The organism is Pseudonocardia sp. MH-G8 (assembly GCF_002262885.1).
Lineage (GTDB): Bacteria > Actinomycetota > Actinomycetes > Mycobacteriales > Pseudonocardiaceae > Pseudonocardia.
Genome location: NZ_NKYF01000007.1, coordinates 154098 through 176131, shown reverse-complemented (window position 1 = coordinate 176131; position 22034 = coordinate 154098). Strand labels below are relative to the sequence as shown.

Annotated in this window: 26 protein-coding genes and 1 pseudogene; 11 read left to right on the top strand and 16 right to left on the bottom strand. The window is 71.0% G+C overall.

Translation table 11 applies throughout. From position 1 onward, the window contains the following. Positions 1 to 3: 3 nt before the first annotated feature. The gene (locus tag CFP66_RS50350) at positions 4 to 303 is read left to right on the top strand and encodes a LysR family transcriptional regulator (protein ID WP_198961553.1); all 300 of its coding nucleotides are present in this window, start codon (positions 4 to 6) and stop codon (positions 301 to 303) included. On the opposite strand, the gene CFP66_RS18815 is transcribed toward CFP66_RS50350, so the two are convergent. From CFP66_RS18815 to CFP66_RS18780, 9 genes are all read right to left on the bottom strand, one after another. After that, on the bottom strand, positions 288 to 479 hold the full coding sequence (locus tag CFP66_RS18815) for a hypothetical protein (protein ID WP_094925958.1): 192 nt from the start codon (positions 477 to 479) through the stop codon (positions 288 to 290). The genes CFP66_RS50350 and CFP66_RS18815 overlap by 16 nt on opposite strands. A 35-nt stretch (positions 480 to 514) precedes the next feature. Continuing rightward, positions 515 to 1300, bottom strand: a complete 786-nt coding sequence (locus CFP66_RS18810) for an ABC transporter ATP-binding protein (RefSeq protein WP_094925956.1) — start codon at positions 1298 to 1300, stop codon at positions 515 to 517. Continuing rightward, entirely contained in the window at positions 1297 to 2334 is a 1038-nt protein-coding gene (locus CFP66_RS18805; RefSeq protein WP_233159535.1) for an iron ABC transporter permease, read from the bottom strand. The genes CFP66_RS18810 and CFP66_RS18805 overlap by 4 nt, the downstream gene beginning before the upstream one ends. Continuing rightward, complete coding sequence (locus tag CFP66_RS18800) at positions 2331 to 3380, bottom strand: ABC transporter substrate-binding protein (RefSeq protein WP_233159534.1); 1050 nt, start codon at positions 3378 to 3380, stop codon at positions 2331 to 2333. The genes CFP66_RS18805 and CFP66_RS18800 overlap by 4 nt, the downstream gene beginning before the upstream one ends. Before the next feature lie 176 nt (positions 3381 to 3556). After that, the gene (locus tag CFP66_RS49965) at positions 3557 to 3688 is read right to left on the bottom strand and encodes a hypothetical protein (RefSeq protein WP_255413878.1); all 132 of its coding nucleotides are present in this window, start codon (positions 3686 to 3688) and stop codon (positions 3557 to 3559) included. Positions 3689 to 3731: 43 nt separating this feature from the next. Continuing rightward, positions 3732 to 4661, bottom strand: a complete 930-nt coding sequence (locus CFP66_RS18795; RefSeq protein ID WP_094925954.1) for a zinc-binding dehydrogenase — start codon at positions 4659 to 4661, stop codon at positions 3732 to 3734. Between the two features lie 79 nt (positions 4662 to 4740). After that, positions 4741 to 5142, bottom strand: a complete 402-nt coding sequence (locus CFP66_RS18790; protein WP_094925952.1) for a hypothetical protein — start codon at positions 5140 to 5142, stop codon at positions 4741 to 4743. After that, on the bottom strand, positions 5087 to 5614 hold the full coding sequence (locus tag CFP66_RS48575) for a hypothetical protein (RefSeq protein WP_198961539.1): 528 nt from the start codon (positions 5612 to 5614) through the stop codon (positions 5087 to 5089). The genes CFP66_RS18790 and CFP66_RS48575 overlap by 56 nt, the downstream gene beginning before the upstream one ends. Continuing rightward, on the bottom strand, positions 5607 to 6530 hold the full coding sequence (locus CFP66_RS18780; RefSeq protein WP_094925950.1) for an MBL fold metallo-hydrolase: 924 nt from the start codon (positions 6528 to 6530) through the stop codon (positions 5607 to 5609). The genes CFP66_RS48575 and CFP66_RS18780 overlap by 8 nt, the downstream gene beginning before the upstream one ends. A 101-nt stretch (positions 6531 to 6631) precedes the next feature. On the opposite strand from CFP66_RS18780, the gene CFP66_RS18775 reads away from it, so the two are divergent. Further along, a complete protein-coding gene (locus CFP66_RS18775; RefSeq protein ID WP_094925948.1) occupies positions 6632 to 7546 on the top strand; it encodes an AraC family transcriptional regulator in 915 nt (304 codons plus the stop codon). A gap of 39 nt (positions 7547 to 7585) precedes the next feature. On the opposite strand, the gene CFP66_RS18770 is transcribed toward CFP66_RS18775, so the two are convergent. Together CFP66_RS18770 and CFP66_RS18765 are read right to left on the bottom strand one after the other, a co-directional pair. Further along, positions 7586 to 8176 carry a TetR/AcrR family transcriptional regulator gene (locus CFP66_RS18770; RefSeq protein WP_158228146.1) on the bottom strand — a complete coding sequence of 197 codons (591 nt, stop codon included), beginning with the start codon at positions 8174 to 8176 and terminating at the stop codon, positions 7586 to 7588. 116 nt (positions 8177 to 8292) lie between these two features. Then, entirely contained in the window at positions 8293 to 8790 is a 498-nt protein-coding gene (locus CFP66_RS18765; RefSeq protein WP_094925944.1) for a MarR family winged helix-turn-helix transcriptional regulator, read from the bottom strand. Between the two features lie 119 nt (positions 8791 to 8909). On the opposite strand from CFP66_RS18765, the gene CFP66_RS18760 reads away from it, so the two are divergent. From CFP66_RS18760 to CFP66_RS18740, 6 genes and pseudogenes are all read left to right on the top strand, one after another. Beyond that, positions 8910 to 9854 (top strand): NADP-dependent oxidoreductase, encoded by a 945-nt coding sequence (locus CFP66_RS18760; RefSeq protein ID WP_094925942.1) that lies wholly within the window; start codon positions 8910 to 8912, stop codon positions 9852 to 9854. A 280-nt stretch (positions 9855 to 10134) separates the two neighbouring features. After that, positions 10135 to 10341, top strand: a complete 207-nt coding sequence (locus tag CFP66_RS18755; RefSeq protein ID WP_233159533.1) for an alpha/beta hydrolase — start codon at positions 10135 to 10137, stop codon at positions 10339 to 10341. Between the two features lie 44 nt (positions 10342 to 10385). Beyond that, a pseudogene (locus CFP66_RS50345) lies at positions 10386 to 10550 on the top strand (alkene reductase); the annotation flags it as partial. An 82-nt stretch (positions 10551 to 10632) separates the two neighbouring features. Continuing rightward, positions 10633 to 11172 (top strand): hypothetical protein, encoded by a 540-nt coding sequence (locus CFP66_RS18750; RefSeq protein WP_198961552.1) that lies wholly within the window; start codon positions 10633 to 10635, stop codon positions 11170 to 11172. Between the two features lie 333 nt (positions 11173 to 11505). Then, on the top strand, positions 11506 to 12339 hold the full coding sequence (locus tag CFP66_RS18745) for a nitroreductase/quinone reductase family protein (RefSeq protein WP_198961538.1): 834 nt from the start codon (positions 11506 to 11508) through the stop codon (positions 12337 to 12339). A gap of 300 nt (positions 12340 to 12639) precedes the next feature. Further along, complete coding sequence (locus tag CFP66_RS18740) at positions 12640 to 13161, top strand: flavin reductase family protein (protein WP_198961537.1); 522 nt, start codon at positions 12640 to 12642, stop codon at positions 13159 to 13161. Positions 13162 to 13186: 25 nt separating this feature from the next. On the opposite strand, the gene CFP66_RS18735 is transcribed toward CFP66_RS18740, so the two are convergent. After that, positions 13187 to 14458: a bifunctional 3,4-dihydroxy-2-butanone-4-phosphate synthase/GTP cyclohydrolase II gene (locus CFP66_RS18735; RefSeq protein WP_094925940.1), complete on the bottom strand. Its 1272-nt coding sequence runs from the start codon at positions 14456 to 14458 to the stop codon at positions 13187 to 13189. Between the two features lie 143 nt (positions 14459 to 14601). After that, on the bottom strand, positions 14602 to 15552 hold the full coding sequence (locus CFP66_RS18730; RefSeq protein ID WP_255413877.1) for a helix-turn-helix domain-containing protein: 951 nt from the start codon (positions 15550 to 15552) through the stop codon (positions 14602 to 14604). Positions 15553 to 15923: 371 nt separating this feature from the next. Between CFP66_RS18730 and CFP66_RS18725 the strand changes: the two genes are divergently transcribed. Beyond that, positions 15924 to 17402: an aldehyde dehydrogenase gene (locus tag CFP66_RS18725; protein ID WP_094925936.1), complete on the top strand. Its 1479-nt coding sequence runs from the start codon at positions 15924 to 15926 to the stop codon at positions 17400 to 17402. A gap of 23 nt (positions 17403 to 17425) precedes the next feature. Beyond that, positions 17426 to 18604 carry an LLM class flavin-dependent oxidoreductase gene (locus CFP66_RS18720; protein ID WP_094925934.1) on the top strand — a complete coding sequence of 393 codons (1179 nt, stop codon included), beginning with the start codon at positions 17426 to 17428 and terminating at the stop codon, positions 18602 to 18604. Between the two features lie 159 nt (positions 18605 to 18763). Here the strand turns inward: CFP66_RS18720 and CFP66_RS49960 are convergent, their stop codons facing one another. Both CFP66_RS49960 and CFP66_RS18715 read right to left on the bottom strand, forming a co-directional pair. After that, complete coding sequence (locus CFP66_RS49960) at positions 18764 to 18892, bottom strand: hypothetical protein (RefSeq protein ID WP_255413876.1); 129 nt, start codon at positions 18890 to 18892, stop codon at positions 18764 to 18766. A gap of 569 nt (positions 18893 to 19461) precedes the next feature. After that, positions 19462 to 19707: a hypothetical protein gene (locus CFP66_RS18715; protein ID WP_198961536.1), complete on the bottom strand. Its 246-nt coding sequence runs from the start codon at positions 19705 to 19707 to the stop codon at positions 19462 to 19464. A 390-nt stretch (positions 19708 to 20097) separates the two neighbouring features. Here CFP66_RS18715 and CFP66_RS18710 point away from each other — a divergent pair, with 390 nt between their 5' ends. Beyond that, positions 20098 to 21045 (top strand): AraC family transcriptional regulator, encoded by a 948-nt coding sequence (locus tag CFP66_RS18710; RefSeq protein ID WP_094925932.1) that lies wholly within the window; start codon positions 20098 to 20100, stop codon positions 21043 to 21045. A 42-nt stretch (positions 21046 to 21087) separates the two neighbouring features. On the opposite strand, the gene CFP66_RS18705 is transcribed toward CFP66_RS18710, so the two are convergent. Continuing rightward, positions 21088 to 22011, bottom strand: a complete 924-nt coding sequence (locus CFP66_RS18705) for a TIGR03619 family F420-dependent LLM class oxidoreductase (RefSeq protein WP_094925930.1) — start codon at positions 22009 to 22011, stop codon at positions 21088 to 21090. Positions 22012 to 22034 lie beyond the last annotated feature (23 nt).

Sequence of the window (22034 nt, the reverse complement as noted above, 5' to 3'; positions counted from 1 at the left end):
GCCATCCTGCACATCGCCCAGCCCGCGCTGAGCCAGCAGGTCTCCGGACTGGAATCGCAGTTCGGCCGGCAGCTGCTCATCCGGAGCAAGCGCGGGGTCGTGCCCACCGAGGCTCGGCCCGCTTTCCCGCCGGGCGCGTCTCGGTCGGGCTGGCACCGCTCAGCGCGGGCCCGCGCCTCGGCTTCCCGCTGCTCGTCGCGACGCGCACCCGCTACCCCGACGTCCTGCTCCACTCAACGAGAACTTCCTACGCCTCTGATCCGCCCACCAAAGCCGTCGTCCTCCGGTCACCACGGGTGTTGACCAACCGCAACCACGAGCAGGAACCGGTCAGCCGGCGCCCAGAAGGCGTCCTCAGACCGGGGGTCGGAGGAGAACAGCCACGCCTCCGCGATCCGATCGCCCTCGATCCGCAACAGGTCGATGCCGTCCTGCGCCTCGCCGAGGTACTCGCCGCCCGGGAGGCATACGACGCGCACCGCTGATCGCCCACCTCGGGCGTCGATGGCACGGGTCACGAGACGAGGGCGTCGGGTCGTGGCTCAGGGTGGAAGCGGACGGTCAGCCGGCCGGACGCGTCGTCGATCACCTCGGCGCGGACCTGGTAGACCTCGGCGATCAGTTCCGGCGTGAGGACGTCGCGCGCCGCGCCGGCGGCGACCACACGTCCTGCAGACAGCACCATGAGGTGGTCGCAGAACAGCGCCGCGAGGTTGAGATCGTGGAGCGCGACCACCGACGTCACCGGCAGCCGCGACACCAGGGACAGCACCTCGAGCTGGTGGCGGATGTCGAGGTGGTTGGTCGGCTCGTCCAGCAACAGCTCACGTGGCTGCTGCGCCAGCGCGCGGGCGATCTGCGTGCGCTGGCGCTCCCCACCGGACAGCCGGCGCCAGAGCCGATCCGCCAGCGCCGTCAACCCGGTCTGCTCCAGCGCGCGGTCGACCGCGGCGGCATCGGCCTCGTGATCGGGTCCCAGAAACCCGCGGTGCGGTATGCGGCCGAGCGCGACGACGGCGCGCACGGTGACGTCGACATCGGTGTCGGCGTGCTGGCCGACGACGGCGACGGAGCGGGCGACGTGCTGCCTCCGCAGCCGGCGCAGGTCGGTGCCGTCGAGGCTCACGGTGCCGACGGTGGGCTGCGCCAGGCCGGCGAGCAGGCGTAGCAGGGAGGACTTGCCGGAGCCGTTCGGGCCGAGCAGACCGACCGTGTCGCCGGGCTCGGGCCGCACGCTCACGGAGTCGACCACGATCGCCCCACCGCGGTTCCACGTCACCGCGTCGGCGTGCAGTGTCACGTCGTCCCCTTCCGGCGGAACATGATCAGCACGAACGCGGGGACACCGACCAGGGCCGTGGCCACGCCGATCGGCAACGGTGTCGGCGCGAACGCGACCCGGGTGAACGCGTCGACCCACACCATGAAGACGGCTCCCAGCAGGGCGCTGATCGGGACGAGCCGGCTGTGGGCGGGGCCCACGAGGAATCGCGCGGCGTGCGGCAGGACCAGTCCGACGAACCCGATGGCGCCTGCCACGCTCACGAGGGCCGCGGTCACCAGCGCGGTGAGAGTCATGAGCCCGGCGCGGATCGCACCGACCGGCATTCCCAGCGACGCGGCCACCTCGTCGCCGAAGGTGAAGGCGTCGAGGACGTAGGCGAGAGCCCAGCACACGACGATCCCGGCGGCGGCGACGGCGGCGGTGAGCCGCACGTCGTCCCACCGGACGCCTTCCAGCGAGCCGAGCAGCCAGAACATCACGCCGCGCGTCTCGTCGGAGTCGGCGAAGGCGAAGATGACGAACGACGTCAGCGCCGAGAACAGCTGGGTCATCGCAACCCCGGCCAGGATGACGCGGTCGTTGCTCCCTCCCGACAGCCGCGCGAGGAGCAGCACCATGCCGAACGCGAGCAGGGCGCCGACGAAGGCGCCGCCGGACAAGCCCAATGCCCCGCCGCCCACACCCAGGATCCCGATGACCACCGCGCCGGTCGAGGCGCCGGAGGAGACGCCGAGCAGGAACGGATCGGCGAGCGGGTTGCGAAGCAGCGACTGCAGGATCACGCCGCACACGGCCAGGCCCGCACCGCAGGCGGCGGCCACCAGCGATCGCGGTAGCCGGTCCTCCCACACGATGGCGTCCTCCACCTCGCGCACCGGGATCGTGACCACACCGAGGTGGTTCCCCACGATGTCCCGGACGTTGACCAGCGAGATGTCGGCCGTGCCGAGGGTGATGGCGATCATCACCGACAGGACGAGGACCGCACCGCCTGCGACGACGGTCGAGACGGCGACGCCACGGGCGTGGCCCGTGCGGGCAACGGTCACCGCGGCAGGGCGGACAGACCGGCGGCGAGCTTCTCGACACCGTCGACGAGCCGGATGGACGGGTTCATCTCCGCGCCCCGCAGAGGCACATACCTCTTGTCCCGGGCTGCAGCCATCGAACCGGCGACCGGGTCGGAGCTCAGGAACGACTCCTTGTCCCCGAGCCGGTCACCGGGGAACCGGTCGCGGGCGAGGTCGCCCAGAACCAGCACTGAGGGGTTGCGGTCGACCACCGCCTCCCAGGTGGTGGCCGGCCATTCGTCCGCGACGTCGGCGAAGACGTTGCGAGCACCGACGGTCCGCGCGAGGAGCTCGGCAGAACCGGAACCGCCGGCGACGTAGGGGCTCCTGGTGTCGGCGAACCAGAACGCCAGCGTCGTCCCGGAGGCGTCCGCCTGCGCGGTGGCCGCCGCCGTCCGCGACTTCAGCTCCTCGACGAGGGCGGCGCCCCGCGACGGCACATCGAAGACCATCGCGAGCTCGGTGATCTCCTGGTACAGCGAGTCGATGGTCAGTGGCCTGGTCCGCTTGCCGCCGCCGTTGATGCTGCGGCCGTCCTCGCAGTCCGTGGGCGAGAGGTAGGTCGCAATGCCGGTCTCGGCGAACCGGTCGCGCGGCGCGACGCCACCTTCGTCCTTGAAGTGGCGCCCGAACGACGCCGTCACGAAGTCGGGGTCCGTACCGAGTACCGCCTCGTACGACGGGGCGTTGTCCGCCAACCGGGGCACACGCGCATTGGCCTCGGCCAGGTTCTCCCGCACCGGATCGGTCCAGGACGCCGTCCCGACCACCCGGTCGGCCAGACCGAGCGAGAGCAGGATCTCGGTGGATCCCTGATCGAGGGAGACCACGCGACCAGGGGCCACGTCGAACGTCTGGCCCCGGCCGCAGTTGTCGATCGTGAGCGGGTAGGTCGTGCCCCCCTCCCCGCCTGCTGCCGGACCGGAGGTCGTGACGGGCTCGGATGCACCGCAGCCGACCAGCATGCAGGCGGCGAGCGTCGCGGCCGCGACGTGGCCGAGACGACGGGGGGCGTGGAAGGTCAAGGTGCAGATTCCTTCGGGAGGACGCGTTCCAGGACGGCAAGCTGTGGTGAGGCTAACCTGACATCCGTAGGAGTCGGCCTGTGTCCTTCGTCGCGGATCCAGCCGCCCGCGCACCTGACGCGAGGCGCATGATCCCGACTCTTCGTCGACAGCCGGCACGTCCGCCCGAACGGGCGTCAGACCGCGGGAGGCACGCGGAAGAGCCGCTCCGCGTTGCGGTGGCTGATCAGGGCGCGCTGCGCGTCGTCGAGGTCGGCCCCGGCCAGGAACTCGGCGGCGACGTAGCTGTCCTCGTACGGGTAGTCCACGGCGAAGGAGCGGTTTCCCAGCCGTGAGATGTATCCATCCGGGCTACGTCAGGTCCAATACCGCCTTGCCGCCCAGGCGTCGGCTCCGCAGCAACTCGACTGCCTCGGCGACAGCCGTCCAGCTGCCACGCCATGCGATCCCCGGATCGAGGACACCCGCGGCGACCCGGCCCGCGAGCCACGTCAGCCCGCGGGCGAAGTCGGTCGAGTCGGGCATGAAGAAGCTGGCGATCGATCGGTTGTCCTGCCCCGGCCCGCTGAGCAGCGCGCCGAACGGGAACACCTCCGGCTGGTCGGTGACGTGTCCGACCGACACGAGTGTCCCGTTGCGCGCCAGCCGACCGAACGCCTCCACCAGCACCGGACCACCCACCGCATCCACCACGCCGTCGAAGAGCCCCTCGACCTCGACCGGCGAGGAGACGACCACGTCGGCGCCCAGCGCCCGCAGACTCTCGCCGTGCCGGGCCGGGTCGCCGGTCATCGCGACCACCTCGGCACCACCGAGCCGCCCCAACTGCACCGCGTAGCGGCCGACCCCGCCCGTCGACCCCGTCACCAGGACCCGACGCCCGAGCAGCGGCCCGATCCGGTCGAGAGCCGCCAACGCGCTGACACCCGCGACCGGGACGGTCGCCACGGCCGCCAGGTCCGCCCCGGCAGGGACCACGCCGAGGTAGGCCGTGTCGACGGCGCGCAGCCGTGCCCATCCGCCGTCCGCGGCGAACGAGACGACGGGTGTCCCGACAGGCGGGCCGCTGCCGTCGGCCGCAGCCTGTGCGACGACGCCGGCCGCCTCCCAGCCGGGGACGCTTCCGTCCGGTGCCCCGCTCACGTCGTGCTGGACGTCGCCGTAGTTGATCGATACCCCCGAGACCGCGACCAGCGCCTGGCCCGGCCCCGGCGAGGGGTCGGGAGCCTCACCGAGGCGGAGACCGCCCGCCGCCGAGCGATCCACGACCAGTGCCTGCATGAGATCCTCCTCCACCGATGTGCCACTGAGTAGCGTACGCGCATCGGTGGCACATCCGGCAGCGGCCATCCCGGGTCGTCTACGAGCCCAGCGGATCACCGTTCCGGCTCGGAGCGGCCCACTCGTCGGCGTGCTCGTGGACGAAGGCCGTGAACGTTCGGGGTCCGCGACCGGTGAGGTCCTGCACGGAGGTGGTGGCGCCCTCGGCGTGACTCTTTCTCACGCTGATCTCGACGCCGGCCAGACTGCCCGCGAACGAAGCCGGAATTCCCGCTTCCCGCAAGTGGGCGGCCACCTCGTCCACGTCCACATCGATCACTCGCACCGGTCGACCGGTCTCTGCGGCGATGATGCCGGCAGCGTCGGAGTAACTGAGCGCCTGAGGGCCGGTCAACACGTATTCGTCGTCGAAGTCGCGTTCGGGATCAACCAGCACCGCGGCGGCCGACTCGGCGATGTCGCGGGCGTCGATCCACCCCACACGGCCCGACGCTGCCGAGGTCCGAATCTCCCCGCTCACGGATGCCCTGAGCCGTGGGATGCGGGCGCAGGAAGTTCTCCATGAACCCGGACGGGCGCAGCGCCACCCACCCCGGCTGCCGTCGCACGCGGTCTTCCAGCTCGATCCTGCCCGGCGCGTTCGGGAACGCGATGGCCGACCCGAGCAGGACCACTCTGCGCACACCGGACCGTTCGGCCTCGGCCAGGAACGGACCGACCAGAGATATCGGATCGGGTGTGGCGACCGCGCCGGAGAGCAGGGTCGCCGTGACGACCCAGGTCGCGTTGCTCGCCTCGGTGTCCAGCAGCCCGGGCAGGTCCTTGATCACCGGGACGATCAGGGTCTGCATCACCGCGACGACGATGCCCACGAAGGCGAGCGCCGGGACGAGGGCCGAGAGCCTGCCGCGTCGGCGACCGGACGCGGCACTCCGGACCAACGCGTCAGCCACGGGGCGACGGACCGGCGGTTGCCCACGGACCCAGCGCGAACCGACCGTTCTCCTGCCGGATCTCCAAGGCGCCCGCACCGCCGAAGTGCCCGGGAACCAGCAGCTCCCGTTCGTCGACCGCCCGCTGCAGGACGCGGCGACGACTCGCGACGGCCTGCTCCGGCGCCAGACAGGAGCTGCTGTTGCAGCAGGGCTCGACGATCTGCAGCGGGCTGTGCAGCAGGTCGCCGACGAAGACCGCCCGGTCGCTGCCGGACGCCAGCCGCAGGACCGAGGAGCCGGGGGTATGGCCCGGCGCCGACTCCAGCGTCAGGTACTCGTCGATGCGGTGCTCGCCGTCCCACAGCACGGCAAGGCCGGCCTGGTGGATGGGCGCGAGGCTGTCCTCGTAGATCAGGCGCTCGACGTCCTGCGTGCCTCCTCCGTAGGAGTTCTGCGGGCCGAAGTGGACGTCATCGGCTGCCGGGATGAGGTACTGGGCATTCGGGAACGTCGGCGCCCACGTGCCGTCGGCGTCGAAGGTGTTCCACCCGACGTGGTCGACGTGGAGATGGGTGTTGACGACGACGTCGACGTCCTCCGGGCGGACACCGGCCCCCCTCAGACGACCGACGAGATCGTCCTGGCGCTGGTGGAAGTACGGCGCCATGCCCGGCCGCTCGCGCCCGTCGCCCGCCCCTGTGTCGACCAGGACGGTCCGCCCGTCGCTGCGCAGCACCCAGGACTGCAACGCGATGACCGTCCGGCCGGTGTCGGGCTCCCAGTGGTCCGGCGCCATCCAACCCGCGTTCTCCTCCCACGCCGCGGCCGGCGCTCCCGGGAACATGTCGGATGCCGGCAGGAACGGCTGGTGCCACTCGACGATCCGGATGACCTCGACGTCCCCCAGCACCAGGTTTTCGGGCTCACTCAGCATGCCCTCGACGCTAGGACGCCGGGGCGAGCATCTCGATGCGTGATCCGCTCGCAAAAATACGTGTTCCGCTCATGGCCGAGCCCTGCGGATATTCTGACGGTGTGGATGTGGTCAGCGACGCGATCTCGGCCGTGCACCTCGGGCACCCGTCGTCCCAGCGCGTGCGCACGGGTGGGAGCTGGTGTGCGCGGCTGGACCCGTACGCCGGCGCGGGCTTCTACGTCGTCCTGAAGGGCAGCTGCTGGCTGCGGACCGACGGCGACACCCTGGTGCCCCTCGGTGTCGGGGACGCACTACTGCTGCCGCACGGCACCGGCCACGTGATCGCCGACGCCCCGGTCGACGCGTCGGCGGCGGAGAAGGCCGTGCCGTTCGAGCGGTGGCTCGCCGACACGGGGCCGCGCGACGAGACGGAGCTGCTCTGCGGCAAGTACCGGCTCGACTGCAGTCGCCTGCACCCGCTCATGGCGGAGCTCCCCGACGTCGTCCACCTGCCCCACCGCGTCGGCGGCCACCTCGAACTCCGTGCGGCGATCGACCTGCTGTCCGGCGAGCTGGACCAGGCGCGCCCCGGCTCCTGCGTCGCGCTCCCGAACCTGCTCGACCTCCTGCTCGTCTACATGGTCCGTTCCTGGATGGCCGAGGCCACCAGCGGATCCTGGCCGGGCGCACTGGGCGACCCCGTCACGGCCGCCGCACTCCGGGCCCTCCACTCGGACCCGGCGGCCGCGTGGACCATCGACCGCCTGGCTGCCGAGGCGGGCGTCTCGCGCCCCACGCTGTCGCGCCGGTTCACCACGTTGGTCGGCCGTCCGCCGATGGCCTACCTGACGTGGTGGCGCCTGATCCTCGCCGCCGGCCTCCTCCGGGACACCCCGAACACCCTGGCCGGCATCGCCGGCCGGGTCGGCTACGGCAGCCCGTACGCGCTCTCGCACGCCTTCGAGAGGGAGTTCGGCACCACTCCCGGGCGGTACCGGGTGGAGGCCGCGGGTCGGTCCGGCTTCCCCTCGTAAAGGGTTCGCGGGTGCTGAGCGCTGTGGCTCGATCCGGGCTCAGGAGCAGTTGGCCGGCGGAAGCCGCTGGGGGCGGAGACCATTGATCATCAGGTCGATCTGCCGGCAAGCCAAGGTGTCCCAGTTGCCGGCACCCGGCAATGCCCGGGAGAGCAGAGAGGCCGCCACGATCAGGTCTTCGGGGGTCAGGTCCGTTCGCAGTTCTCCGGCAGCCTGTCCGCGTTCGAGGAGGGTGCGCAAGACGGTGCGGACGTCCGCCTGGCGCTGGCGGGTGGCCGGGGTGAAGATCACCGGACCGCCGTGCAACGGCAGCACGAAGCGCTCACGATCGCGCAAGGTGGCGAGCAGGAACAGCCGTACGCCCTCCAGGGCGGACCCGGGGTGAGCGGCGGCAGCTCCCGCATTCTCCACCGCGAGGTCGAAGGAGCGGTGGACGAGCGCACCCAGCAGGTCCTCACGGGTGGCGAAGTGGCGGTAGACCGTCCCGACCCCGACCCCTGCCCGCTCCGCGATCTTGGCCATCGCCACCCTCTCACCGTCGCTCCGGACGAGCTCGGTCGCGGCATCGAGGACCCGGTCGCGGTTGTGGAGCGCGTCCTTGCGGGTCCGGCGAGAGGTGGGTGACGACACGCTCGCCATCATCGCAGCGGCTTGCGGTGCGGCTGAGCGTCCCAGTACGGTCCTTCCTGTACCGGACGGTTCTGTCCGGAACAGCCTTTCAGCTAAGGAGAGTTGGATGGCGAGGGTCATCGCCGGCGGCGAGGTGCTGCTGAACGGGGCGGCAACGAACGCATGTGGTCCCGCACCGGCGACAACAGGTCGGCCAGAGCCTTGGCGTCCCCGCGCGCGAGCGGCCGGAAGAGTTGGTGGTTGATCACCTCGGTGTGGCCGGGGATCACCGCCGCCAGCAGCGCCCGTCCGGCATCGGTGATCGTGACCGTGACTCCCCGCTCGTCGTCCGCGGAGGGCGAACGCGTGACCAGGCCGGCCTTTTCCAGGAGCCCGGCCTGATAGGTCAGGCCGCTGCGGCTGTAGACAACGCCGTCTGCCAGGTCGGTCATGCGTTCGCTGCCCGTAGTTGAGTCGAGACCCAGCCGCGCGAGGAGCTGGAACTGCACGTAGCTGAGGTCGCCGGCGTCGCGCAGCTGCCGCTCGACCGCGTGTCGGAGCAGGCCCGCCACCTCCATGAGGGCGAAGTACGCGCCCAGCTGCGCGGGATCGAGGGAAGGCTGCCTGTCGGTCACGCCGCCAACCCTAACAGCGCTTCACATTCGTAGCACTTGCTTCGATATCGAAGCCCATGCTAGCGTGGCCGCAGCGCTTCAAGTTCGAAGCACACACGATCAAGAGTGAGGCACCAGAGATGAAGGCAGTTCGATTCCACGAGTACGGCGACCCCGACGTCCTGCGTCACGAGGACGTCGACGAGCCCGTCCCCGGCGCCGGGCAGGTACGGGTGCGCGTCGCCGCGACGACGTTCAACGGCGTCGACGGCAACATCCGTGCGGGTTTCATGCAGGGTCCGATGCCCGTGACCCTGCCGCACATCCTCGGCGTGGACGTCGCGGGAACGATCGACGCACTGGGCGAGGGTGTGAGCGGCCTCGCGGTCGGCGACGAGGTGATCGGTTTCCTCCCGTTCACCGTCGACGGCGCCGCCGCGGAGTACGTCCTCGCCCCGGCCGAGAGCCTGGCGCCGGCTCCGACGAGCATCCCGCTCTCCGACGCGGCCGCGCTGCCCGTGGTCGGCCTCACCGCGTGGCAGGCCCTCTTCGAGCATGCCGAGCTGAAGCCCGGGCACCGCATCCTGATCAGCGGCGCCGGCGGAGCCGTGGGCGGCTACGCGGTGCAGCTGGCCAAGGCGGCCGGCGCCCACGTGATCGCCACGGCCAGCCCCCGCAGCAGCGGGCACGTCACGGCGGCGGGCGCCGATGAGGTCATCGACCACACCACCACCGAGGTGACCACCACGGTCACCGAGCCGGTCGACGTCCTGCTCAACCTCGCGCCGATCGACCCCGCCCGGTTCACTGCGCTGGCGGCCCTCGTCCGCGACGGCGGCGTCGTGGTCAGCACCACCGTGTGGATGCCCGCCCCGGCCGACGAGGGACGCGGCGTCCGAGCCATCGACCTCTTCGTCCGCAGCGACGCCGCACAACTGTCGGAACTGGTGGCGCGCGTGGACCGTGGCGAGCTCACCGTCGACGTCGCCGACCGTGTCCCGCTGGCGGAACTGGCCTCGGTCCACGCCCGGGCGGCCGCGGGAATCCTGCCGGGCAAGGTCGTCATCCTCGCGACCTCGGTCTGACCCACCGTCCGACAAGCCGCGAACAACACCTGAGAAGAGCTGGCATGTCCCTCGACCTCGACCCCGAGATCGCCGCGGCACTGGCCCCGGGGGCGCGGCCCAGCCCGTTCCCGGTGACGTCGAGACCACCGACCACTTCGTGAGCGCCCACGGCGGCGCGCAGGTCCAGATGCGCTGGTAGGGACAGCCGCACCGCATGGCCGGCGCTGCTCGGTGATGCGCCGGCGGCCCTGATGTCCCGGCCACCGCGGCCCCGGCCCGCCTCGAGGACGCCTCCGGCATGCCGCCGGCCTACATCGAGGTCGGCCAGATCGACGTCTTCCGCGACGAGGACATCGCCTACGCGGCGACGCTCGCTCGCGCCGGCGTGCCCGTGGAGTTCCACCTGCACTCCGGCGCCCCGCACGAGTTCGACTCCATCGCCTTCGACTCCGACGTCGCCCGTCGCGCCATCGCCGACCGCGTCCGGGTGCTCAAGTCGATCTGAGGCGGCGCCTCCCCCTCACACTCACCACGAGACGAGAACCTGTCATGACCCTCTGGAACCCCATCAGCGTCGGAGCCCTCGAGCTCCCGCACCGCCTGGCAATGGCGCCGATGACCCGCGACCGCTCGCATCCGGACGGCGTCCCCACCGCCCTCAACCGCGAGTACTACCGCCAGCGCGCATCCATGGCCCTCATCATCACCGAGGGCACCCAGCCCTCCGACGACGGCCAGGGCTACCTGCTGACCCCCGGCATCTACTCCGACGGTCCACGGCGCCAACGGCTACCTCCTGCACCAGTTCCTCTCCAGCAACGCCAATCAGCGCACCGACCAGTACGGCGGCTCGATCGACAACCGCATCCGGTTCGCCGTGGAGGTCGTGTCGGGCGTGGCCGACGAGATCGGGGCCGGGCGCACCGGGCTGCGCATCTCCCCGGGCACCCCCCTCAACGACATCGAGGAGCACGACACCCACGACGTCTACCCGGCACTCGTCGGGGAGCTGGCACCCCTGAACCTGGCCTACCTGCACGTCATGCACGGCGGGGACGACGAACTGCTGCGGGAGCTGCGCCAGGCATGGCCGAGCGCGCTGCTCCTCAACCGCGCCGGCGCCGGCCTCGACACGCGCGTCTCCGACCTCGACACCGGCCTCGCCGACGTCATCACCGTCGGTTCCATGGCGCTGGCCAACCCCGACCTGCCGGCACGCGTCCGCGCGGGCGCGCCCCTCAACCAGCCCGACCGGGCGACCTTCTACGGCGGCGACCACCACGGATACACCGACTACCCCACGCTCGACGCCTCCCAGGGCCACGACGCCGCCTAGAGGTCTCGTACCGGGTCGTTGGACGCAGCGCGGACCGGAACCGACATCCCCGCCTACGCGAATCAAGGAGCCCGCGACAGGGCCATCGAATTCGGTGCGAGCCGACCGGTCGCCGAGCAGCGGGCTACCGGCCGGTCGAGTGGCCCGGCAACTTCACGCCGCTGGAGTTGCCCGAGCCCATGCGTAGCCAGGCCGCCGACCGCATGTCCTGGTTCAACGCGGAGTAGCTCCGGCCACGATTCGAGGGCTGAGGTCACCAGCACGGTGGGGCTCCGTGCCGCTGTTCCACTCCCCCGGCACCCATGCACCTCCCACATCAAGGAGCAGTTCGACATGACCGCAGCCACATCCGGCGAGAACGCCGAGGTCCTCACCTTCAATGAACGCAACATCGCCGAGTTCCGGGCCAACGGTGGAACCCTGTCGGCCTTCGGCGACGCTCCGGTGCTGCTCCTGACCACAACGGGGGCCCGCAGCGGCGCGAAGCGCGTCTCCCCGATGATGTACCGCCCACACGACAGCGATCCGGACACCATCTTCGTCTTCGCCTCGAACGCAGGCGGGCCCCGTCATCCGGCCTGGTACTACAACATCCTGGCCCACCCCCACGACCTCGTCGTCGAGATCGGGCGCGACACCCTCACCGCCGAGGCCCGGGTCCTCGACAGCGACGACCGCGACTCCGTCTACCGCGCGCAGGCCGAACAATTCCCCGGATTCGCCGACTACGAGACTCGGACCAGCCGTGTCATCCCCGTGCTGGCTCTTCGACTGCACCGCACCACACCGATCCCGCCGGACGACCCCGCCCGCCACGGGGTCCACGTCAACCTCGAGAGCCCCGACCTACAGCACATCTCCCTGGTCGGGGACACCTACACCGTCCTCGTCTCCGGCGAGGACACCGCCGGCGCCTACACCCTCATCGACATGCTCGTTCCGGAAGGGGGCGGCCCACCGCCGCACCGCCATGACTTCGAGGAGATGTTCGCCGTCCTGGATGGTGAGATCGAAGTCGATCTGCGCGGCGTGACCTCGACCGCGCGCAAGGGCGACGTCATCAACGTCCCTCCAACGCGCCGCACCGGTTCGTCAACCGCCGCCCGGAGCCGGCCCACCTGCTGTGCATGTGCACCCCGGCCGGCCAGGAGCGCTACTTCGCGCTGATCGGCGACAGCGTTCCGAGCCGCGAGTCAGCGCCACCACACTTCAGTGACGCCGAACTCGCGCTACGTCGGCAACGAGCCCTTGAACTCGCCCCGGCCTTCCGCAGCGAGTTCCTCTTCGGCAAGCAATGACGTGACGGCACCGAGCACGAACGAGGTGTCCGGTTCACCGAGCCATGGCGCCGCCGAACGCTGGAGGCAGACCCAGCGGACGCAGCCCCGTGCTCGACAGCGCTCGGCGGCTGTGCACTTGCGATCCAGGGATATCGAGCGGGCCCATCCGTTGCCTAGCGTTTGTTCCATGAGTGAACGGTTGTACGACGAGGTACGGAAGACGGGCCAGGTCGAGGGCACTCGGATGCGGACGGTTCTGGGGCACTTCGCCTCCGGTGTCGTGGTCATCACCGCATCTGGACCGGACGGGCCGCTCGGATTCACCTGCCAGTCGTTCAGCTCGCTGTCCCTCGAGCCGCCGCTGGTGTCCTTCTGCCCTGCGCGGAGCTCGACGACCTGGCCGAAGATCCGCGAAGTCGGCCAGTTCTGCGTGAACGTGCTGGCTGACGGCCACGCCGAGCTGAGCACCGCATTCGCTCGCTCGGGGACCGACAAGTACGCGGGCGTCCGGTGGACGCCCGCTCCCTCGGGCGCCCCGATTCTCGAGGGGGTCGCCGCCTGGACCGACTGCAGCCTCGAGTACGAGTACCCGGGAGGCGACCACACCATCGTCGCCGGCCGGGTGCATGACCTCGACTCGGACGCATCACGGGCTCCGCTGTTGTTCCATCGCGGTGTCTACCGAGTGGCCGCGCCGTCGCCGCGGTGACAGGCGGGCAAGGGCCGACGGAGCCTCAGCCGGTGCTTTCGTTCATCCCCAGGACGTGCCCCATGCGGTCTTGTTTGGTGCGGAGGTAGCGCAGGTTGTGTGGGCTGGTGGTGGTGGGCAGGGCGACGCGGTCGAGGATGTGCAGGCCGTAGCCGTCCAGGCCGCCGTACTTGGCTGGGTTGTTGGTGATCAGGCGTAGGCGGGTGATGCCCAGGTCGGCGAGGATCTGGGCGCCGGTGCCGTAGGAACGGGAGTCCACCGGCAGGCCCTGGGCGGTGTTGGCGTCGATGGTGTCCAGCCCGGTCTCCTGCAGGGCGTAGGCGCGGATCTTGTGGGCCAGCCCGATCCCGCGGCCCTCGTGCCCGCGCAGGTAGACGACCACGCCTGCACCTTCGGCGGCGATCGCCCGCATGGCCTGTTCGAGCTGGGCGCCGCAGTCACAACGCAGCGAGCCGATGATGTCACCGGTGAGGCACTCGCTGTGCACCCGCACCAGCGCACCCCGGAGACTGCGGGAGGCCGCGGCGACGTCCCCGTGGACGAGGGCGAGGTGTTCGGTGGCGTCGAGGGTCGAGCGGTAGGCCACCGCCCGGAACTCCCCGAAAACCGTGGGCATCGCCGAGGTGGCCACGTGCTCGATGAACCGCTCGGTCGCCCGCCGGTAACGGACCAGATCCGCGATGGCCAGCACCGGCAACCCGTGCTCGGCGGCGAAGGCCCGCAACACCTGACCGCGGGCCATCGACCCGTCCGCAGCCACGATCTCCCCGATCACCGCGACCGGGTCCTGCCCGGCCAGGCACAGCAGGTCCACCGCGGCCTCGGTGTGCCCGGCCCGTACCAGCACCCCACCCTCACGCGCCCGCAACGGGAACACGTGCCCCGGCCTGCGCAACTGGTCCGGGCGGGTGGCCGGGTCGGCCAACCCTCGCAGCGTGGCCGCCCGATCAGCGGCCGACACCCCCGTCCCGGTGCTTGCGTGGTCGACGGTGACGGTGAACGCCGTGCCGTGCGCATCGGTGTTGTCGGCGACCATCAACGGCAACTGCAACGCATCCGCCCGCCCCGCGGGCATCGGCGCACACACGATCCCCGTCGTGTGCGCCACCACGAACGCCACCTGCTCGGCGGTCACCGACCCCGCGGCCACCACCAGATCGCCCTCGTCCTCCCGATCCGCATCATCGACCACCACCACCATCCGCCCCGCAGCCAACGCCGCCACCGCACACCGCACCGCCCCGGTGCCCGCCAGGGCGGGGACGTCGGCGGTCGGGTCCTCGGTGGAGTGCGTCATCGTCGGCTCCTCAGGGTTGAATCGGCCCCGGACTCGGCGTGGAGCGACCGGGATGCGGCGACGCTACGAGCGCCGCCCCGGCACCAGCTATCCGCGCGCAGCCGTCAGCCAGCCGCTCAGCGCAGCGGTCGCGAGGGCGCGGTTCACCTGCTCCGGGTGCGGAGCGTCTCCCGCGGCAGCTCACCGAACCGTTCCTTGTACTGCTGCGCGAACCGGCTCTGGTGGAAGAAGCCCCAGCGCAGGGCGACATCCGTGACCCGCGTCAACCTCGGGTCGCACCGCAGGAGCTCGGCCCGGACGTGGTCGAGCCGGATGCGGCGCAGGTAGCTCATGGGTGACTCGCCGAGCTCCTGCTGGAAGGTCGCGTGCAACGTCCGGACGCTCATGCAACCGATCCGCGCGAGTTCCTGCGGGCTGAGCGGTTCGTCGGCGTGTTCTTCCATGTACCTGACCACGGGCCGGAGCCGGACCGTGCGAACGGGATCAGCGGGGGCGGCCAGGGCGTCGCTGTACTGGTGACGGCCGGCGTGCAGCACCTGGGTCATCACGAACGCCTCGAGCTGTTCCCGGGCGATCGGCATGTCGGCGAGCCCGCCGGGCCGGTCCAGCTCGCGAGCGAGGAACTCGACCGAGGAGATCAGCGAGGTCCCGGCCGGAGTGGTCAGATCGATCCCGAAGTCGAAGTCCAGCACGCCGTTCACCGGCAGGTGGAGCTGCTCGCTCAGGTGGCCCTCCAGCATCTCCCGGGAGATCTTGAGGATGAACTGCCCGGCGTCCGGTGACCACCGGACCGTGGTCTCCTGGTCGGGGAGGAGCACGAGGCCGCTGGTCATGGCCCGGGTCGTCGCACGGGCACCGTCGGTCCGGTGAGCCTCGGTGCGTCCTTCGACGGTGAGGTTGATGTGGTAGCAGTCCTCGGTCGGGGGCATCACGAGCTTCGCGCTGGACTGGTACGTGAGGTAGCCGATGGTGAGCCGGCGGTTCGGTGCGGCGTTGAGCGTCGCTTCCAGCCGATCCTCCGGCGCCGACAGCGCGTGATCGAGGTACACGCGGCTGACGATGTCGCGAGCCTCCTCGAGACTGCACGTGTCCATGATCGAGTACTGAGACAGCCGAGCCGACGGAGCGGCGGGACCCGATGCCGTCGAAACGTCCATGGCGTCGCCTCCTCGCGTTCTCGCCCGCCCCGCCCCGCTCGTCCGGGACCGGCCAGGCCGCCGCACCAGTGGGCGCCACGGTCCCGAGACACAGGCCACAGTATGCGGCCCGTCGAGGCGCATAACAGCCGCTGAGCGCCACGCGCCATCCGCAGAGCGCGGGGTCGGCGTACCGGGATCCGACCTCGGACCAGCACGGAACGGATCTGCCGCTGCGTTCCGCGGCTATCGACGCCCGTCGCGCCGTTCCTAGTGTCAGTTCATCCGCCGCCGCTCAGCGCGACGACGTCGTACGGAGGGAAAGAGCAATGACGACAACCCCTGAAGAGTTCAGGCTCTTCATCGGCGGCAAGTCGGTCGACGCCCGCTCGGGCCGCACGTTCGATTCGCAGAACCCCTACACCGGCCGGCCCTGGGCGCGCCTCGCCGACGGTGGCCCGGACGACGTCGACGAGGCCGTCGTCGCCGCCCGCACCGCGTTCGAGGGCGAGTGGGGGCAGATGACGGGCTTCCAACGGGCCGCGATCATGCGCAAGTGCGGGGACGCGATCGCCGCGAACGCCGACCGGCTGGCCCGGCTCGAGGTCAACGACTCGGGAAAGCTGCTGCGCGAGATGCTCGGCCAGTTGAACAGCCTCCCGCAGTGGTACTACTACTTCTCGGGTCTGGCCGACAAGGTCGAGGGCCGCACGGTCCCGCCGGTCAACCCGAACTACTTCGGCTTCACCACACGCGAACCGGTCGGCGTCGTCGGGGCGATCACACCGTGGAACTCCCCGCTCCTGCTGCTGACCTTCAAGCTCGCCCCCGCACTGGCCGCCGGCTGCACGATGGTGGCCAAGCCCTCGGAGCACTCCCCCGCATCGACCGTCGTGTTCGCCGAGATCCTGCACGAGGCGGGGCTTCCGGCGGGCGTGTTCAACGTCGTCACCGGCTGGGACCGCTCGACCGGTGAGGCGCTCGCGTCGCACCGGGGCGTGGACAAGATCGCGTTCACCGGCTCGACGGCCACCGGCGCCAAGGTCGCGCAGGCTGCGGTGGCGAACCTGAACCGGGTCACGCTGGAGCTGGGCGGGAAGTCCCCGCAGATCGTCTTCGCCGACGCCGACCTCGACGCCGCCGCCAACGGCCTCGTCGCCGGGGTCTTCGCCGCCACGGGCCAGACCTGCATGGCGGGCTCGCGCCTGATCGTGCACGCCGACGTCCACGACGCGCTGATCGAGAAGGTCGTCGCCCGTGCCGACGCGATCACGCTCGGCGACCCCACCGCCGCCGAGACCGAGATGGGCCCGGTCGCCAACCGGCCGCAGTACGAGAAGGTCCTCTCCTACCTGCAGGGTGCGGCCGCCGAGGGCGCGACCTTCGCCTGCGGCGGCGAGCCCGACGCCGAGCGCGGGGGCCTGTTCGTCAAGCCCACCGTCGTCACGAACGTGACCCCGGAGACCACCATCGTCCGTGAAGAGGTGTTCGGTCCTGTGCTCGCCGCCTACACCTTCCGGGACGAGGACGAGGCCCTCAAGCTCGCCAACGACACCCCCTACGGCCTGGCCGGCGCCGTCTGGACCAAGGACGTGCACCGGGCGCATCGGGTCGCGGCGAAGCTGCGCGCCGGCAGCGTGTGGATCAACGCCTACCGGGTCGTCTCCCCCGCCATGCCGTTCGGCGGCTTCGGCATGAGCGGAATCGGCCGGGAGAACGGTATCGACGCAGTCAACGAGTACACCGAGAACAAGTCCGTGTTCGTCGAGCTCACCGGCGGCACCCGCGACCCGTTCCAGCTGGGCTGAGCACCCCGTCGAAGGAGACGACCATGACTGTGACGGCCAACGAGCGCCTCGGCCTCAACCCCACCGACCCCCGGCCCGCGAGCGAGACCCAGCCGCTGCAGGACCGCGCCGAGACCAACCCACTGTTCGGCGACCAGAAGATGAAGCTGGGCCTGTTCGGCACCAACTGCTCCTACGGGCTGATCATGAGCCACGCGCCGTCGTCGTACCGGGTCACCTGGGAGCACACCAAGGAGATCGCGCAGCGCGCCGACCGCATCGGCTTCGACGTGCTGGTGCCGGTGGCCCGCTGGAAGGGCTTCGGCGGCTCCACCAACTTCAACGGCAACTGCTTCGAGACCTACACCTGGGCCGCGGGCGTCGCCGAGGCCACCGAGCGGATCGCCGTCGCCGCGACGTCGCACCTGCCCACCGTGCACCCGATCGTCGCCGCGAAGTCGGCGACCACGATCGACCACATCTCCGGGGGCAGGTTCGCCCTCAACCTGGTGATGGGGTGGGTGCCGCCGGAGATGGAGATGTTCGGCGGCGAGCAGCGCGAGCACGACGAGCGCTACGCCTTCGGTCAGGAGTGGATCGACTACGCCACGAGGCTGTGGAGCGAGCCCGGCTCGTTCGAGGTCGACGGGGAGTACTTCAACGGCAACCTGCTCGAGGCGTACCCCAAGCCGCACCAGGCGCCCCGGCCGGCGCTGCTCAACGCCGGCAACTCGCCGGCCGGCATCGAGTTCTCCGCCCGAAACGTGGACATCAACTTCGCTTCGCTCGACACCCTGGAGAACATCAAGGCCTACACCGACAAAGTGCGGTCGAAGGCCCGCGACGACTACCAACGCGACATCCAGGTCATGACCTACGGCCTGGTCGTCTGCCGGGACACCGAGGACGAGGCGAAGCGCGCCTTCCAGCAGGTCGTCGACGAGGGCGACTGGGGAGCTGCCGGCAACGTCATCAAGATCGCCGGTTCCGGGGCCAGCCAGTCCTTCGACCACGCCGTCAAGGAGAAGCAGGAGCGCTTCATCGCAGGCTGGGGCGGCTACCCCGTCGTCGGCACGCCTGAGCAGGTCACGGAGGAGCTCGCCGCCCTCAACGAGGCCGGCATGCAGGGCATGATCTTCGGGCTCATCGACTACAACGAGGAGCTCAAGTACTTCGGGGACAACGTCATGCCGCTGCTCAAGGAGGCAGGCCTGCGCCACTGACCCCAGCGACGGGAACGCTCGGCTCCGGGTCGGAGCGGTTCGCACCGGACCCGGAGCCGTTCTTCGTCCTCCGGTCGGGTACCGGGCGGCGGGGCGGCACCGTCGACCGGTCGGCCGGGGATCCACACAGGACTGCAAGAACCGTCTGCCTCGCACGACTCAGCGGGCGCGGCGCCCCAGTGCGAGCGAGGTTCCGAGCACGGCCAGGCAGATCGACGCCGAGAGGAGGTTGACCTCGACACCCATGACCCTGTTCGCCGGCGAGTCGTCGAACTCTTCGTCGCTCATCGCGGTGCCCGGGAACGCGGCGGCGCCGCGCCCTACGGAACGGGCACCTCCGCTGCCCCAGCAGGGGAGGCAGCGGGCCGAAATGCCGTCCTTCTCCGGCGCGGTGGCCCTGCCGCTCGCCGGCCAGCTTCTGCGCGGCGGGCGCCGTGGCGGGGCCGGAAGCGCCGGCTGGAACCATGGTCATCGGTTGAGTGCACGGGAGGCCGTATACGGCCGTTCGTGCACCCAACCGCTGATCACCACAGCTGCGAGGCACGCGCGGTGGCCACCGCCTGCAGGCCGTCCGAGCAGTGCGTGGGTGCTGTCGCGGCAACGTCAGGTACTTCTCGCAGCGATCATCCGGCATCCGACGGACCGCCTGATTCGCAACACGCTCCCGGTGCACGGCAGGTCCGATCCTGGCGATCACGACGCCCGCACCAGCAGCTCGGGCGGCCGGTCGCCATGATCGGCGGCTGCGGTGCCACAACCGCATCGGTGCGTCCCTGCGACCGCACACGCTGATCAGCCGTGCGGCGCGGCCGGTCCTTCCCGAAGCCCCCGGCACCGTCGGGTTCCGGTCGCAGTGATCAATCCGGGAGGGTCGTCGTCCACCGCCTGAGGATCTCCGTGTACGTGACCGGGTCGGCCTGGTGCATGACGTGCGCAGCATCGGGGATCGACTCGTAACCGACGCGCACCCCGGCGCCCTCCATCAGCTGCCTCGCCCGGGCGGCCTGCTGGTCGGAGATGGCACCCATCAGGTTGCCCGCCTCCGGATCGACGCTCCTGCGGTGGTGGGTGAGCAGCACCGGCGTCTTGACCTGGCGCAGCATGCGACCGTGTGGACAGTTCGCCGCGACGGTCCCCTCGACGAAGGCTCGCGCCCACTCGGGGTCAGCCCCAGGTCCTCGTCGCTGGTCAGCACCTCCAGCGCCCGCCGCAGATGCGGGGCGGCGGGTGCGTACCCGTCCAGGCTCCGCACCCTGAGGCCCGTGAGGAACCGGCCGGCCGCCTCCTCACCTGCCCGTCTCACAGCCGGCCCGGTCGCCGAGTCGATCCCCGAGGCCATCGCACACCGGCGTAGCTGATCTTCGTCACGGGACGCGCGGCAGCGATCAGCGGCCGGGCAGCAGCCTCGACAGTTCGCCGCGCAGGACCGGCTGATGCGGGCCCGACGACGACAGGTGGGCCGCCGGTGCGGGAGCATCGAGCATGATGGGGGGATGGACCTGTTGGCAGACGCCCTGCGGGTCTCCGGCGCGCGGGGCTCGTTGGGGACGCGCGTGGAGGCCGGCGGGAGGTGGGGTCTGTGGCTGGACACCTTCCCCGGCGTCGCCCTGCACGCCGTCACCGCCGGGACCCTGTGGCTGACCGTTCCCGGAACGGGGCCGCGCAGGATGGACGCCGGCGACGCCGTGCTCCTCCCCGCGGGCACCGAGCACGGGCTGGCGAGCGAGCCGGGCGTCATGATGGGCGCCTGCGACCGGGAGAGGGCCGACCGGACGCGGGCGATCGGCGGCGTCCTGCAACTCGGGTCGTCACCGCCGCAAACCACTCTGGTGACCCTGCACTACGAGCATGATCCGGAGGTCAGCACGCCGGTGCTCACCGCCCTCGAAGGGCCTGTGCACGTGGCGGCGAGCGAGCGGACCTACCTCGACGACACGGTCCGGCTGCTGACCCGGGAACTGGCCCACCCGCAGATCGGCACCACCGCGGCCGTCAACAGCATCATCGATCTGCTGCTGATCCAGTTCGTCCGGGCGTGGCTGGCCACGCAGCCGGTGCAGCGGCCCAGCTCGTGGCTCGGTGCGCTGCTCGACCCGGTCGTCCGCGATGCCCTGGAGCACATCCACCGCGAACCGGACCATGGCTGGACGACCTCGACCCTGGCCGCCGCGATCCGGGTGTCGCGCGCCACCCTGTCGCGGCGTTTCCCGGCCGCGCTCGGCCAGACACCCGGCGCCTATCTCACGGCATGGCGTATCGATATCGCCGCGGCACGGCTGCGCGACACCGACGACACCGTCGAGGCCGTGGCCACCGCCGTCGGGTACACCTCACAGCACGCGTTCAGTCGCGCCTTTCGGCGTGCTCGCGGCGTCGCGCCGAGCGAGTTCCGCGCCGACGTGCGCGCAGCCGCGCACATCGGTCGCCGCCTGCCGGCGTAGCGATCGCACGCAGGAGAAGTCGCTCCACCAGCGGCTGCCACCTCACGTGGCGGCGGCCGCCACCGGGGTGAGCGCGTCGAGGTAGTCCTCGAACTCGCTCAGCGAGCGCGCAGCGTAGGAGGGGTCGAACAGCACCTCGGTGGCGCCCGACCGGCGTGCGTCCTCGACGTCGTCGGCGACCTGCTCGACCGTCCCGTGGTACGGGGCGCGATCGCTGCCGAGCGGCCGGTCGGACAGCGCGATCTCCGCGCGGAGGATGACCTGCCCGGCACGCGCGTCACGGCCTGCGTCGGCGAGCGCGGACCGGTACAGCACGACGAGATCGGCGAGGTCGCTGCCGGCTGCGTTCACCGGGTGGATCGCCGCGCCGACGCGCGCCGCGCGCCGCACCGCTGCGGCGCTGTTGGTCGCGAGGGCGATCGGTGGGTGCGGGCGCTGGACGGGCTTGGGCAGGATCGAGGACTCGGGCACGGTGAAGAACTTCCCCTCGTACGTGACGGGGTTCTCGGTCCACACCGCGACCAGCAGGTCCAGGAACTCGTCCATGCGCCGCCCGCGGGTGGACAGGTCACCGCCGGTCGCGGTGAACTCCTCCGGGTTCGCCCCGACACCCAGCCCGGCCACCACCCGGCCGCCGGAGAGGATGTCGAGCGTCGTGAGCTGGCGGGCCAGCACCACCGGATTGAGATAGCTGGCGATCAGCACGCTCGTGCCGAGGCGGATGTGGGAGGTCAGGGCCGCCGCGAAGGTGAGCACCGCGACCGGGTCGAGGGCGTACCGGTGCGCCTCCGGAGGGAGACCGTCCGCCGAGCCCGGGTGCGGGCGGGTCGGCCGGGTCGGCACGAGCAGACGGTCGGTGACCCACAGCGATGCGAATCCGCGCTCCTCGCTGCGGCGCGCGATCGTGCTGATCCCCTCCGGGGTGGCCGCCGGCCCCAAGTTGGGTACGAAGAATCCGAACGTCATGGCTGCCTTTCGAGATGGTGCTT